Origin of the sequence: Bacillus cereus group sp. BceL291 (assembly GCF_051776705.1) — a bacterium.
Classification (GTDB): Bacteria; Bacillota; Bacilli; order Bacillales; family Bacillaceae_G; genus Bacillus_A; species Bacillus_A cereus.
In genome coordinates this window covers 67222-80185 of the sequence record NZ_JBPWAP010000010.1, presented here as the reverse complement: position 1 = coordinate 80185, position 12964 = coordinate 67222, and the positions used below count along the sequence as shown (strand labels likewise).

Genomic DNA, 12964 nt, shown 5'->3' with positions numbered 1-12964 from the left:
AAAGATAATTGGGACTAACTATTACAGAAAGGGGATTATATAATGCCATATCATAAAGATAAACAACAAGCGTTTCAAGCAGCGCAGCAAGGCGTTACACAAGCAGAAAATGCATTTAACAACATTGTGAAAAATGATCCAAACTACGGTCATGATTTAAAAGAATTACGCCAAGAGGTTCAGGAAGCATATGAACAAATTCAAAATGCACTAGAGGTAGCTTCAGAAACACAACGTCCACAACTTGAGCAATATGAAAATAATCTCCAAAATATAATGCGAAATGTAGATCAATTAGAAAAGTAAATTAGGTTGTTGTGTATTTGACAACCTCTTACTTTAATGAACATTATGCGAAAACAGAAAATTTTTCTATTCGTTTTTTCTTTATTATGCGCAGTACATATATTTCAAGTTGAAAAAGTGGAAGCGAAAATGTTGCTCAGAAAAGAGCTAGAACCAACTGGCTATGTAACGTGGGAAGTACCTAATAATGAAAAAATTATTGCCATTACATTTGATGATGGACCAGATCCAACATATACACCACAAGTTTTACATTTATTACGTCAATATAAGGCTGAAGCGACATTTTTTATGATTGGATTTCGAGTTCAGCGCAATCCATATTTAGTGAAACAAGTGTTAAAAGAGGGACATGAGATTGGAAATCATACGATGAATCATTTATATGCAAATAGTTCATCAGATGAAAAATTAAAAAAAGATATTTTGGATGGAAAGAAATTTTTCGAAAAATGGGTGAAAGAACCGTTGCTATTCCGTCCTCCTGGTGGATATATTAACGATGCTGTATTTAAAACAGCAAAAGAAGCAGGTTATCAAACCGTTCTATGGTCGTGGCATCAAGACCCACGTGATTGGGCAAATCCAGGGGTGGAATCTATCGTAAATCATGTAGTGAAAAATGCTAAAAGTGGCGATATTGTATTGTTACATGATGGAGGAAATGATCGTAGTCAAACGGTAGCAGCACTAGCCAAGATTTTACCTGAGCTAAAAAAACAAGGCTATCGATTTGTAACGGTTTCAGAATTGTTACGTTATAAACATTAGAAAAAATCCCAAAAGGTGAATGTTCCTTTTGGGATTTTTCGTTACTGGTTCTTTTTGCGTTTCTTATTATTTTGTCTTTCTGCAGGAGTTAAGTTTTCATTTGCAAACTCTTCGTTATAACCAGTACCTTGTCCTTGTGCGGATGCTGCATTCATTCCTGAAATAGTATGATTTGCTTTTCTTTTACCCATTTTATTTCACCTCTATAACATTTTTTTGTATGTTGAATGATGAGCAGTTCATAGTGTGTATGAACTATAAGTAAAGCGCTAATAGAGCACTTTACTTTATGGTAATAGTATTCATAAGGAGCATGAACACTATTCAAATTTAGAAACATAAAGAAAACTTATGATAATCTATAAGTTTCTTATTATTTACTTATTTAGAAAGTTGTAATAAGATATTATCGTAAGGTATTGAAAAGTTTGTCTACATTTTATATTCAGACAACTTAGTCACGTTTAACAGGGGGGAAACATAATGGTCAAACATAATCCATTTCAATCACGTGCAACTTTTGAAGTAGATGGAAAAACGTATCATTATTATGATTTGAAAGCGCTTGAAAATGCAGGGGTTGGCAACGTATCTCAATTACCATATTCCGTGAAAGTTTTACTTGAATCAGTACTTCGTCAAGTAGACGGACGTGTAATTACAGAAGAGCATGTTACAAATTTAGCGAAATGGGGAACGAAAGATGTGCAAGATATCGATGTTCCATTTAAACCATCTCGTGTAATTTTACAAGATTTCACTGGTGTACCAGCTGTTGTTGATTTGGCTTCGCTTCGTAAAGCAATGGCAGACATGGGTGGAGATCCTGATAAAATCAATCCAGAAATTACTGTAGACCTTGTAATTGATCACTCTGTACAGGTTGATAGAGCGGGTACGGCAGACGCGCTTGCATTCAACATGGACTTAGAGTTTAAACGTAATGAAGAACGTTATAAATTTTTAAGCTGGGCACAAAAATCATTTGATAACTATCGTGCAGTTCCACCAGCTACAGGTATTGTACACCAAGTAAACCTTGAATATTTAGCACCAGTTGTTCATGCTGTGAAAAATGCTGAAGGTGACTTAGTTGCATACCCAGATTCATTAGTTGGAACAGACTCACATACAACAATGATTAATGGTATCGGCGTTCTTGGATGGGGTGTTGGTGGTATTGAAGCAGAAGCAGGAATGCTTGGACAGCCTTCATACTTCCCAGTACCTGAAGTAATCGGTGTGAAATTAACGGGTACACTTCCAAGTGGTACTACAGCAACTGACGTTGCCTTAAAAGTAACGCAAGTATTACGTCAAAAAGGTGTAGTTGGTAAATTCGTTGAGTTCTTCGGTAATGGACTAAAGAGCATGCCTTTAGCTGACCGTGCAACAATTTCAAATATGGCACCAGAATACGGCGCAACTTGTGGATTCTTCCCAATCGATGATATTTCATTAGAATACTTACGTTTAACAGGTAGAGATGAAGAACAAATTCGCGTTGTTGAAGAATACTGTAAAGCGAACGGTTTATTCTATACAGCAGACAGTAAAGATCCAATCTACACTGATCTTGTAGAAATTGATTTAAATACAATCGAATCTAACCTTTCTGGACCGAAACGCCCACAAGATTTAATTCCACTTTCAGATATGAAAGATGCGTTCCACAAAGCTGTTTTAGCACCAGTTGGAACACAAGGACTTGGATTTAATGAGCAAGAGTTCGATAAAGGAGTGAAGGTTACATTAGAAGATAAAGAAGTAACGATGAAAACAGGTGCAATTGCAATCGCTGCAATTACAAGCTGTACAAATACATCAAACCCATACGTATTAATTGGAGCAGGTCTAGTTGCGAAGAAAGCAATTGAAAAAGGACTTGTAGTACCTGAGTATGTAAAAACATCATTAGCACCAGGATCTAAAGTTGTTACTGAGTACTTAGATAAGTCTGGTTTAACAACATATTTAGATCAATTAGGTTTCCAAACAGTTGGTTACGGTTGTACGACTTGTATCGGTAACTCTGGTCCATTAGCGCCAGAATTAGAAGAAGCAATCGCAGCAAACGACTTATTAGTAACATCTGTTTTATCTGGTAACCGTAACTTTGAAGGGCGTATCCACCCACTTGTAAAAGCAAACTACTTAGCATCACCACCACTAGTTGTGGCATATGCACTTGCAGGTACTGTTGATATTGACCTGAAAAATGATGAAATCGGTAAAGATGCAAATGGCAATGCTGTTTACTTCAACGATATTTGGCCATCAGCTAAAGAAATTGAAGATGTAGTTCAAAGTGTTGTTACATCTGAACTGTTCAAGAAAGAATATGCACAAGTATTTAACAGCAATGAGCGTTGGAATGAAATCCAAACTTCAAACGAAGCTTTATATACTTGGGATAATGATTCAACATACATTCAAAACCCACCATTCTTTGAAGGTTTATCTAAAGAGCCAGGTGAAGTTGAAACATTATCAGGCCTACGCGTAGTTGGTAAATTTGGTGACTCTGTAACGACAGACCACATTTCACCAGCAGGTTCAATCGGTAAGCATACACCAGCTGGACGCTACTTATTAGAAAACGGCGTACAACCAGTTGACTTTAACTCTTACGGTTCTCGTCGTGGTAACCATGAAGTTATGATGCGTGGTACATTCGCGAACATCCGTATTAAAAACCAAATCGCACCAGGAACAGAAGGCGGATATACAACATATTGGCCAACTGGTGAAGTAACATCTATCTATGATGCTGCTATGAAATATAAAGAAGATGGCACAGGTCTTCTAGTTGTTGCTGGTAAAGATTACGGTATGGGAAGTTCTCGTGACTGGGCTGCGAAAGGTACTAACTTATTAGGTATTAAAGCAGTAATCGCAGAAAGCTTCGAACGTATTCACCGCAGTAACTTAGTGTTAATGGGTGTACTACCACTTCAGTTTAAAGATGGCGAAAGTGCTGAAACATTAGGTCTTGTTGGTAACGAGTCATTTGAAATTCAAATCGACAAAACAGTTAGACCGCGCGATCTTGTAAAAGTAGTTGCAACTGATGCAGATGGCAACGAAAAACAATTTGAAGTAGTAGCTCGTTTCGATAGTGAAGTTGAAATTGATTACTACCGTCACGGTGGTATTCTGCAAATGGTTCTTCGTGAGAAAATTGAAGAGTCTAAAGTGTCGAACTAAATAATTGAAATGAACAATAAGGAAGCTAACAATAGTTAGCTTCCTTATTTTATGGAAAGGGATGAAACCATTTGGTTTCATCCCTTTCTTTTTACTACGAAAAATGGAGGAAACGTCATGAAAGAATATAAAAGAATTTTGTTACCGTTACAGAAAGAAAAAATATTAGTAATAGCAGCTGTATGTAGTGGGATAATTGCTGCCATTTTAAATTTATCCCGCCCAATTTTCATGGGATTAATTGTAGACAATCTTATTCAAAGGGAGCTAAAAGGTGCGTATGTATATATAGCTTTGTTTGCGGGTAGTCACTTTTTAATGTGGGCGAACAATCTTTTATTTGATTATATAAGTTCAAAAGCGAGTCAACGTATATTACAAACGAAACGTATAGAATTATTGCGTCACTATTTCTCATTACCGTTTGAAGAGAGTGAGAAGATTAAGCAAGGAGAGTTAGAAACTTTGGTCGTGTCTGATATTCCGAACTGGGTCAGATTATATGGCTCTATATTAATAGAATATATACACGCTATTGCCCAATTTATTGGAGCTTTCATAGCACTACAACATATAGATATACAGTTTATATTGTGGGTAACTCCGTTTTTATTTTTAAGTACAATTGTTCCAATACTGATGGGAGAAAAGGTAAGAGATATTGCAAGCGTTTCTCAAAAAAATCACTCAAGTGTTGTAGAGATGGTGTCACAGTTTGTAAAGGGGATACAAGATTTGCGGAGTTTACAAAAAGAAAAATGGGCAATTCGCTTATTTAAAGAAGTAACGGCACAATCGTATAAATCAGAAGTAAAGAAGACGATGATGCAACATTGCATTGGAGTAGTTGGAACGGTGATTGAAACAGGAGCATATATTGTTGTTCTCATTATAGGTGCACAAAAAATAATGAGGGGAGAAATAGAAGTTGGTTCACTCATTGCAGTGTTAGCGACAATTGAGATGCTCTTTTTCCCTGTCCGTTATGTGGGCGATTTATTAATAATGACACAAGTTGCAGTCGCTTCGGCAAATAGAGCTTTTTGCTTTTTAAATAAACGAGCAGCAGATAGCAATGTAGAAAGAGCGATGGGGATCAGGATAACAAATGTTTCATTTCAGGAGAATGACGAAGAGAAATGCAGAATTCATAATATTGATTTGCAAATTCGTCCTGGTGAACTCGTTATGATTGTGGGAGAAAGCGGTGCAGGAAAAACAACGCTTTTAAAGTTAATAACGGGCTTGTATAAACCATCTAACGGTAGCATTGCTTATTATGGTAATGAAGCTCGTATGACTACAGTGTGGCAAGAACCACGTTTTTTCCGAACGACGGTAACAGAGAATATGTATTTCGGGGAAGAGGGTTTAGAAAATCAGTTAGAAAAAAATAGTGAACTTATAAATGCAACGCCGATTATTAGAGGGTTACCTGAAGGGAGTCAAACTGTGCTACATAAAAGCGGTGAAGAGTTTTCGGGAGGCGAAAGAAAACGTCTTGCATTATTGCGCGCGATTGTATCAAATCCAACTCTTATTATTTTAGATGAACCGACGGCTGGGTTAGATCTGGGCAATCAAGAACTGGTTTGGAATATGATTGAAGGGATAGGGAGAGATGTAACGAGAATTGTGGCAACACATGATGTAGAGAGAGCGATGATAGCAGATTGTGTTGTTGTCATAAAGAATGGGACTATTGTGGAATGTGGGAATCCTAGAGAATTATTAAATTGCAACTCATTGTACAAAGAGTTGCAAACAAAAAGATAAGAGATATGTAATGCTCTTATCTTTATTCCGCTATTTGCCGGGCAGCCCGATTGGTGAGGGCTGATTAAAGTTTCACTTTATTCGGTCTCATTAAGTTGATAAGTATAAGAATTCGAATCACTAGAATTAACTTCTTTGACGAGAGTAAGTTGATTTGTATCTGGATTATATTTGAAAATCTTAATTGTATGTTCGCTACTTAGTAATGGATTATATTCTTGAATAGCGAATGTATTTTCAGCGATTTGTGTCATATTACTGGTGGGAACATTTTCTATGGAATCATGATTTGTAGAAATTTCAACGACTTTTTCACTGTTGAAAAATAAAAGAACGATTACTAAAATAACTAAGCATATTCGTATATAGCGTAGCTCTTTGGTGATAGGGTGTTCTCCCAAAACAATCATCCTTTCTATAGCTATTCTATAGTAGTAATGGTAGTCATCGTGAAAAAAGTAATAATGCCGAGGCCTGCCAAAAGGATAAATGAGATTAATGCGATATAGAGACAAATATGTCCAACTTGTTTTTTTCAGGATCTTTACTAAATAGTGAGATAATCCATGTGATAATTCCGATTGGGGAAAATATAAAACTAAGAATATATAGAAGTATTTTTTTAAATAAATTCATGAGAGCTCCTTTCATTGTAAAATGTTCTATGTATTTCTAATTATATGATTAAAAGGTAAATATTTCATATTATTTATAAAAATTCTGATTATTTAGAATGTGAATATTTCCAAGCTTGTCCGTATAAGCTAAAATAAGGTATATAGTATTTTGATGAATGTGTTAAAAGAAGATAATACGTTAGGGTGATATAAAATGTGGCGGAAGCTTACGATTATTGTAGTGTTACTTTGTTTAGCGGGATATGCAGCTTATGAACAGTTTGGTCATAAAGAGCAGGCGGTAAAAGTGAAGCAAGAAAAAAGTGAAGCTGCGATGAAAGAGATTATCGCAAGGAATGGTATTGAGATAGGGAAGAGTGCACCGGACTTTACATTAACGAAGTTAGATGGGACAAATGTAAAGTTATCGGATTTAAAAGGAAAGAAAGTAATTTTAAACTTTTGGGCTACGTGGTGTGGACCATGTCAGCAAGAAATGCCTGATATGGAGGCTTTCTATAAAGAACATAAAGAGAACGTAGAAATTTTAGCGGTCAATTATACGCCTTCAGAAAAAGGTGGGGGGGAAGAGAAGGTAAGCAATTTTGCTAAAGAAAAAGGAATTACTTTTCCTATTTTATTGGACAAGAACATTGATGTGACAACAGCTTATAAAGTAATTACGATTCCAACTTCGTATTTTATAGATACAAAAGGTGTCATTCAAGATAAGTTTATTGGGCCGATGACACAAAAAGAGATGGAGAAAAGAGTTGCTAAATTAAAATAATGGTGAAAAGGTAGAGATGGAGAGTTCCCATTTCTGCCTTTTCTTTTTCAAGTAGTAATCACTTCATGATATGATGTAAGAAATATAACCGTTTAGAGATAAAGGAGTGTATGGAGTGGGGAATGTATCCTTACCGTTAGATTATGTTGTAATTGATTTTGAAACAACAGGATTTAACCCTTATAATGATAAAATTATTCAAGTTGCAGCAGTGAAATATCGTAATCATGAATTAGTAGATCAATTTGTTTCATACGTGAATCCAGAGCGGCCAATTCCGGACCGAATAACGAGTTTAACAGGTATTACTAATTATCGCGTTTCAGATGCACCGACGATTGAAGAAGTGTTACCTTTATTTTTAGCATTTTTACATACAAATGTTATTGTGGCCCATAATGCTTCTTTTGATATGCGCTTTTTGAAAAGTAATGTAAATATGCTTGGGTTGCCTGAACCTAAAAATAAAGTAATTGATACTGTATTTTTAGCAAAGAAATACATGAAGCATGCGCCTAATCATAAACTTGAAACGTTAAAACGAATGCTTGGAATTCGTTTAAGCTCTCATAATGCATTTGACGATTGCATTACGTGTGCTGCTGTTTATCAAAAGTGTGCAGCTATTGAAGAAGAAGGGAAACGAAAAGTAAATAAGGCTATGCTTGATGAAACTGCGGTATATGAAGCGGTGAAAGAAATACTTGCATGTAATAAACATAATGTAGAATGGCTACGTTGTATGAACGTAGGAAGTTATTTAGATATAAAAGCTTTTTATCCAGTTATGAGATTAAAGGTAAAAGGGCGAAAGAAATATGTATTAACAGAGATATTAGAAGAAGATGTGAAAGAAATATGTACAAGTTTAAAATGTGAACCGGCGTTAAAAAGTGAAGCTGGTAATACGAGAATTATGCTTAATAGCTTAGAGGATGTTATGAAATTAGAAAGTTATATTTTAGAGCAGTATGATTTTGTATTACAGGCGCTTCATGATTATAAAGAAAATGAAATGAATGCAGATGAAAAGTTGAAAGAGTATTTAAATATTATGGTATAAAAAAATCCGTGTGCAATATATTGTACACGGAGTTTTTTTAGGAGTACTAAAACATAAAGTTTTCTTGCAAATCTGATTAAAGAGTTTTTTGTTTGCTCATACTATGTAATAAGAAAGCGAAGGAGAGAGGGTGAACAACATGAGAAGAAGTCGCCGTAAATCGTTTGAAGAACTTGTAAATGAAAATAAACAACAATTATTAAGCGATCGTGAGGCAATTGATCGCATTGAAGAGCGCATTGAAAAACGTTATGAAATGAAACTTTTTAAGCAAGCTGAATAATTCTTAACACTAGTACGATACTAGTATTAAGGAGGCGATAGTAATGGGTAATCCGAAAAAAAATTCAAAAGATTTTGCACCGAATCATATTGGAACACAATCAAAAAAAGCTGGTGGAAATAAAGGAAAGCAAATGCAAGATCAAACAGGTAAACAACCGATTGTTGATAATGGTTAAAGAAAAGGAGAATATTACATTCTCCTTTTTTATGTATAAATTTGAGGAAAGATAGGTAATTTAAGATGGTGTGTATATACAATATTAGGAGGGAAGTACATGCCAAATCCAGATAATCGAAGTGACAACGCTGAAAAGTTACAAGAAATGGTGCAAAATACAGTTGATAACTTTAATGAAGCAAAAGAAAGAGCGGAACTTTCTAATGAAAAAGATCGTGCTGCTATTGAAGCAAAAAATCAAAGACGTTTAGAAAGTATTGACTCATTAAAAAGTGAAATCAAAGATGAATCTTAACAAAATGTACAAAAAGGGCTGACTTTTGTCAGCCCTTTTTCGTAATCGTAAAGTTTTCAACAAGTAAACGCCAATTTTGTGGAAATGGCAAGCCAATCTTCCAATAACTAATACCGCCAATGCCCTGCTCTTTCATTAAATTGAATTTACTTTGAATAGACCTCGCATCTTCAAACCAAACTTCATGTTGTACGCCATTTTCGTCAAAGTAATTAAAATGTGGAGCTTGAGCTGTGAAATCATAGCGGATAGGAACATTATATTTACGAGCAAGTGCAATAGCTGCGACAGAGCTAACTGCTTTTGCTGGTGGATTCCCTTGTTTGAACGGAAGTTTCCAATCGAATCCGTATAAGTTTTGCCCCATCATAATTTTTTGGGGAGGCATTTGAGATTTTGCGTATTGAAGTACTTCTTTTACAGGACCGATAGGAGAGATTGCCATTGGTGGCCCGCCCTGCCAACCCCAGTCATATGTCATAATGACGACGAAATCAACAATTTGCCCTTGCGCTTTATAATCATGGGCTTCGAAAAATTTTCCCTTTTGATTTGAACTTGTTTTCGGTACGAGAGTTGTGCTTAATGTGTACCCGCTAGGTAAGCGTGTTTTTACATTTCGTAAAAAGCGATTATACGCCTCGCGGTCTTCGGGTGCTACACTCTCGAAATCGAAATGAATGTCTCGCATGCCATATTTTTCAGCTGTTTGCAAAATGTTAGTAATAAATTTGTTTTGAATCGTTGCGTCGCGTAAAATAACCGATGTTAGATCGGCACTGAAATTACCATTTTCAATATTTGTAATAACGAGCATAGGGATTGTTTGCCCTTGCGTTGCAATATTAGCAATTTTAGCTGTTTCAGTAGGTTCTTTTAATGTGCCATCTCTTTTTGCCTCAAAACTAAAATAAGCTAAATATGTTAAAAATGGATTGATGGCACGTGTAGCATTAACTAAACTCTCTTTAATCGGTATAGTGGAAGGTTGTAAATAAGCGATGGATTCTACAGCTCGTTTTGTGCCTTTTGGTACATATAATTGTTGTCCGACATGGAGAATAGATTTTAAAGATAAATTATTAACTTTAGCTAAACTAGCGAGGGGGACATTATATGTTTGAGAAATCCGATAGAGGCTGTCACCAGGCTGTACATAATAATTATTTCCTTTCGTATTAACGATAAGTGCCTGACCAACAACGAGCGTTTCAGCGGGATTTAGTCCATTGTCTTTTACTATTTCGTCAGGTGTTGATCCATATTTTGATGCCAAGCTATATACGCTATCACCGCTACGAACCGTTACAATTTGAGTCATATGCTTGCTCCTTTCGGGAAAAGATTCACTATTTTTATTTTATTTTTGATGTCACTGTATTATGATTAAATGTATGCAAGGTAGCAGAAGTGAAAGAAGGGAAGAAACAGTTAGTGTATATCTACAAAAATATATAATTAGTGATAAAATATTTGTAGATGAAAAATTGTCGCCGGAGTAAAGTAGTTTCATGGGATGAAAAATATGAAAGTATATTCAATTGGTGATTTTGCAAAAAAAGGCAGGTAGGATAGAACAAACTAGTTGCCATCTTCAAGGGAAAATAAGCTAAGAAGATGGTTAAGGGGTTGCTGGAAAATGATGCTTGCGAAGAAAGTGAGAATCAAGCCGAATAAAGAACAAGAATTGCAACTTTGGAAATCTGTTGGTACGGCAAGATGGGCTTATAATTGGACACTGGCGAAGCAAGAAGAGAATTACAAGAATGGCGGAAAGTTCATATCAGACGTTTTTTTACGGAAAGAATTAACTGTATTAAAGCAGTCTGAAGAATATGCTTGGTTGTACGATGTTTCAAATAATATAGCCAAACAAGCGATTAAAGATGCTTGTGAAGCATATAAGCGATTTTTCAAGGGACTGGCTGATAAACCACGATTCAAAAGCAGAAGGAAAGCAAAACTCTCTTTTTACAATGATAATGTCAAGTTAAAAGTAAAAGAAAAACAAGTTTTGATTGAGAAAGTTGGTTGGGTAAAAACATCCGAAAAGTTACCTGTAGGGGTTAAGTACTCTAATCCACGCGTTAGCTTTGACGGTAAGTATTGGTATTTGTCTGTCGGTATTGAACAGGAGTTTACAAAAGAGAAATTAACGGCTGTTTCGTTAGGAATAGATATTGGAATCAAAGAATTAGCATATTGTTCTGATGGGCAGAGGAAGAACAATATCAACAAAACAAAAATGGTAAGACAGGTAGAGAAACACCTTCGTAGGTTGCAACGTCAAGTTTCTCGTAAATATGAAATGAATAAGGAGGGAAACCGTTTTGTCAAAACAAGCAACATTATAAAAATCGAGAAAGAGATACGACAACTACATAGAAGGTTATCAAATATCAGAAAGAATCATCTTCATCAATCCACGAGCGAAATTGTGAAAACCAAGCCATTTCGCATTGTGATGGAGACGTTGCATATGAAAGGTCTGATGAAGAAAAGATACCTAGCTAAAGCGATTGCGAAGCAGTGTTTATATGAGTTCAAAAGACAAATTCAATACAAGTGTGAAAAATATGGTATTGAATTTGTAGAAGCTGATACATGGTATCCTTCTTCAAAAATGTGTTCCAGTTGTGGAAGCATTAACAAAGAACTAAAACTTTCTGACCGTGTATACAAATGCACTTGTGGTCACGAAATGGATAGGGATTTAAATGCGGCTATCAATTTGTCACGGTATGAATTAGCCAGTTAACATCTAAAAAAGTTACGGCTAATATGTAGGATTCGTTGTATCCGAATTTACGCCCTCGGAGTGTTACATCAAACGAAAGTAGCTTCTGTGAAATCGGACACGTAGAACAGGGAAATAAACAAAAATTATAGATTTTTATAAGTTTATGGCAACGGCGAATATACATATGTTTGTAGCAGAACATGAAGTTGAAATCCGTTATGCGGAAACAGATCAAATGGGTGTTGTTTACCATTCAAACTACTTAGTGTGGCTTGAGTTAGGTCGCACGAAACTTATACAAGATTTAGGTTTTTCATATGTTGAAATGGAGAAAGAAGGAATTATTTCTCCTGTGTTAGATTTACAAATTTCATACCGTAAAGCGATGCGTTACGGAGAAAAAGCAATCGTAAAAACATGGGTAGATACTGTGAGCCCACTTCGCGTTGTATATGGATATGAAATATATAATGGTGATGGTGAACTTTGTATTACTGCAAGTACGACGAATATTTGTGCGAAAAAAGAAGGGTTCCGCCCTGTATCATTTAAAAAGTTATATCCTGAGTGGTATGCGAAATATGAGGAAATTAAGAAAAAATAAAAAAGCGTGGCAGAAGCCACGTTTTTTTATTTTTCATAATTAAATTGTGGGAAGTCGTCACCTTCGTTAAGTGTAACAGATAAATTATGTCCATCGAAGAACCATTCATCATCGCCTTCAATAAAGAAGTTAATACCTTCTTCTTGAACTTGAACAGCAGGATGTGCAGGATCATCTTTACGAATCCCTAAAGAAAGTCCTTTTTGCACAGTACTGCAACCACCGTATTGTACGAAAAAGCGTAGTGTTTCATTTGATTGTAAGTTTAATTCATTTTTATACCATTGTGCTGCTTCTTTTGTTACGGAAAGATTCATGTATAGTTCCTCCAA

The 12964-nt window shown here is 35.6% G+C and carries 15 protein-coding genes and 1 pseudogene; 11 read left to right on the top strand and 5 right to left on the bottom strand.

The genetic code is table 11. From position 1 onward, the window contains the following. Positions 1-42 precede the first annotated feature (42 nt). Both ACS2CR_RS09835 and pdaB read left to right on the top strand, forming a co-directional pair. Entirely contained in the window at positions 43-306 is a 264-nt protein-coding gene (locus tag ACS2CR_RS09835) for a hypothetical protein (protein WP_001146295.1), read from the top strand. Positions 307-351: 45 nt separating this feature from the next. Beyond that, a complete protein-coding gene (pdaB, locus tag ACS2CR_RS09830) occupies positions 352-1077 on the top strand; it encodes a polysaccharide deacetylase family sporulation protein PdaB (RefSeq protein ID WP_003284976.1) in 726 nt (241 codons plus the stop codon). Positions 1078-1118: 41 nt separating this feature from the next. Here pdaB and sspO read toward each other — a convergent pair whose 3' ends face one another. Continuing rightward, a complete protein-coding gene (gene sspO / locus ACS2CR_RS09825; protein ID WP_000518055.1) occupies positions 1119-1268 on the bottom strand; it encodes an acid-soluble spore protein SspO in 150 nt (49 codons plus the stop codon). A 292-nt stretch (positions 1269-1560) separates the two neighbouring features. Between sspO and acnA the strand changes: the two genes are divergently transcribed. Together acnA and ACS2CR_RS09815 are read left to right on the top strand one after the other, a co-directional pair. Then, the gene (gene acnA / locus ACS2CR_RS09820; protein ID WP_153602510.1) at positions 1561-4284 is read left to right on the top strand and encodes an aconitate hydratase AcnA; all 2724 of its coding nucleotides are present in this window, start codon (positions 1561-1563) and stop codon (positions 4282-4284) included. 117 nt (positions 4285-4401) lie between these two features. Next, on the top strand, positions 4402-6060 hold the full coding sequence (locus tag ACS2CR_RS09815) for an ABC transporter ATP-binding protein (protein ID WP_016111152.1): 1659 nt from the start codon (positions 4402-4404) through the stop codon (positions 6058-6060). Between the two features lie 77 nt (positions 6061-6137). Here ACS2CR_RS09815 and ACS2CR_RS09810 read toward each other — a convergent pair whose 3' ends face one another. Then, positions 6138-6470, bottom strand: coding sequence for a YmzC family protein (locus ACS2CR_RS09810; protein ID WP_074595727.1), 333 nt, complete (start codon positions 6468-6470; stop codon positions 6138-6140). Between the two features lie 11 nt (positions 6471-6481). Beyond that, positions 6482-6696 (bottom strand): annotated as a pseudogene (locus ACS2CR_RS09805) (hypothetical protein). A 195-nt stretch (positions 6697-6891) separates the two neighbouring features. On the opposite strand from ACS2CR_RS09805, the gene ACS2CR_RS09800 reads away from it, so the two are divergent. From ACS2CR_RS09800 to tlp, 5 genes are all read left to right on the top strand, one after another. Beyond that, positions 6892-7467 (top strand): redoxin domain-containing protein, encoded by a 576-nt coding sequence (locus ACS2CR_RS09800; RefSeq protein ID WP_000269054.1) that lies wholly within the window; start codon positions 6892-6894, stop codon positions 7465-7467. A gap of 115 nt (positions 7468-7582) precedes the next feature. Next, the gene (locus tag ACS2CR_RS09795) at positions 7583-8530 is read left to right on the top strand and encodes a 3'-5' exonuclease (protein WP_309567985.1); all 948 of its coding nucleotides are present in this window, start codon (positions 7583-7585) and stop codon (positions 8528-8530) included. Between the two features lie 139 nt (positions 8531-8669). Beyond that, positions 8670-8813, top strand: a complete 144-nt coding sequence (locus ACS2CR_RS09790; protein ID WP_001254703.1) for an FbpB family small basic protein — start codon at positions 8670-8672, stop codon at positions 8811-8813. A gap of 43 nt (positions 8814-8856) precedes the next feature. Further along, on the top strand, positions 8857-8991 hold the full coding sequence (sspN, locus tag ACS2CR_RS09785; protein WP_000527987.1) for an acid-soluble spore protein SspN: 135 nt from the start codon (positions 8857-8859) through the stop codon (positions 8989-8991). 99 nt (positions 8992-9090) lie between these two features. Further along, entirely contained in the window at positions 9091-9288 is a 198-nt protein-coding gene (gene tlp / locus ACS2CR_RS09780) for a small acid-soluble spore protein Tlp (RefSeq protein WP_053512818.1), read from the top strand. A 28-nt stretch (positions 9289-9316) separates the two neighbouring features. Here the strand turns inward: tlp and ACS2CR_RS09775 are convergent, their stop codons facing one another. Continuing rightward, positions 9317-10609 (bottom strand): glycosyl hydrolase family 18 protein, encoded by a 1293-nt coding sequence (locus ACS2CR_RS09775; protein ID WP_153602511.1) that lies wholly within the window; start codon positions 10607-10609, stop codon positions 9317-9319. A 318-nt stretch (positions 10610-10927) separates the two neighbouring features. Here ACS2CR_RS09775 and ACS2CR_RS09770 point away from each other — a divergent pair, with 318 nt between their 5' ends. Next, complete coding sequence (locus tag ACS2CR_RS09770; RefSeq protein ID WP_053512816.1) at positions 10928-12046, top strand: RNA-guided endonuclease InsQ/TnpB family protein; 1119 nt, start codon at positions 10928-10930, stop codon at positions 12044-12046. Between the two features lie 166 nt (positions 12047-12212). After that, positions 12213-12632, top strand: coding sequence for an acyl-CoA thioesterase (locus ACS2CR_RS09765; protein ID WP_000495812.1), 420 nt, complete (start codon positions 12213-12215; stop codon positions 12630-12632). 26 nt (positions 12633-12658) lie between these two features. Here the strand turns inward: ACS2CR_RS09765 and ACS2CR_RS09760 are convergent, their stop codons facing one another. Beyond that, positions 12659-12949: a HesB/YadR/YfhF family protein gene (locus ACS2CR_RS09760; protein ID WP_001054454.1), complete on the bottom strand. Its 291-nt coding sequence runs from the start codon at positions 12947-12949 to the stop codon at positions 12659-12661. Positions 12950-12964 lie beyond the last annotated feature (15 nt).

Coding starts and splice junctions, on each gene's coding strand:
- ACS2CR_RS09800 (WP_000269054.1), top strand. CDS start 6,892: ATGTGGCGGAAGCTTACGATTATTGTAGTGTTACTTTGTTTAGCGGGA.
- sspN (WP_000527987.1), top strand. CDS start 8,857: ATGGGTAATCCGAAAAAAAATTCAAAAGATTTTGCACCGAATCATATT.
- ACS2CR_RS09765 (WP_000495812.1), top strand. CDS start 12,213: ATGTTTGTAGCAGAACATGAAGTTGAAATCCGTTATGCGGAAACAGAT.
- ACS2CR_RS09775 (WP_153602511.1), bottom strand. CDS start 10,609: ATGACTCAAATTGTAACGGTTCGTAGCGGTGATAGCGTATATAGCTTG.
- acnA (WP_153602510.1), top strand. CDS start 1,561: ATGGTCAAACATAATCCATTTCAATCACGTGCAACTTTTGAAGTAGAT.
- ACS2CR_RS09810 (WP_074595727.1), bottom strand. CDS start 6,470: ATGATTGTTTTGGGAGAACACCCTATCACCAAAGAGCTACGCTATATA.
- ACS2CR_RS09790 (WP_001254703.1), top strand. CDS start 8,670: ATGAGAAGAAGTCGCCGTAAATCGTTTGAAGAACTTGTAAATGAAAAT.
- ACS2CR_RS09770 (WP_053512816.1), top strand. CDS start 10,928: ATGATGCTTGCGAAGAAAGTGAGAATCAAGCCGAATAAAGAACAAGAA.
- ACS2CR_RS09835 (WP_001146295.1), top strand. CDS start 43: ATGCCATATCATAAAGATAAACAACAAGCGTTTCAAGCAGCGCAGCAA.
- ACS2CR_RS09760 (WP_001054454.1), bottom strand. CDS start 12,949: ATGAATCTTTCCGTAACAAAAGAAGCAGCACAATGGTATAAAAATGAA.
- pdaB (WP_003284976.1), top strand. CDS start 352: ATGCGAAAACAGAAAATTTTTCTATTCGTTTTTTCTTTATTATGCGCA.
- ACS2CR_RS09815 (WP_016111152.1), top strand. CDS start 4,402: ATGAAAGAATATAAAAGAATTTTGTTACCGTTACAGAAAGAAAAAATA.
- sspO (WP_000518055.1), bottom strand. CDS start 1,268: ATGGGTAAAAGAAAAGCAAATCATACTATTTCAGGAATGAATGCAGCA.
- tlp (WP_053512818.1), top strand. CDS start 9,091: ATGCCAAATCCAGATAATCGAAGTGACAACGCTGAAAAGTTACAAGAA.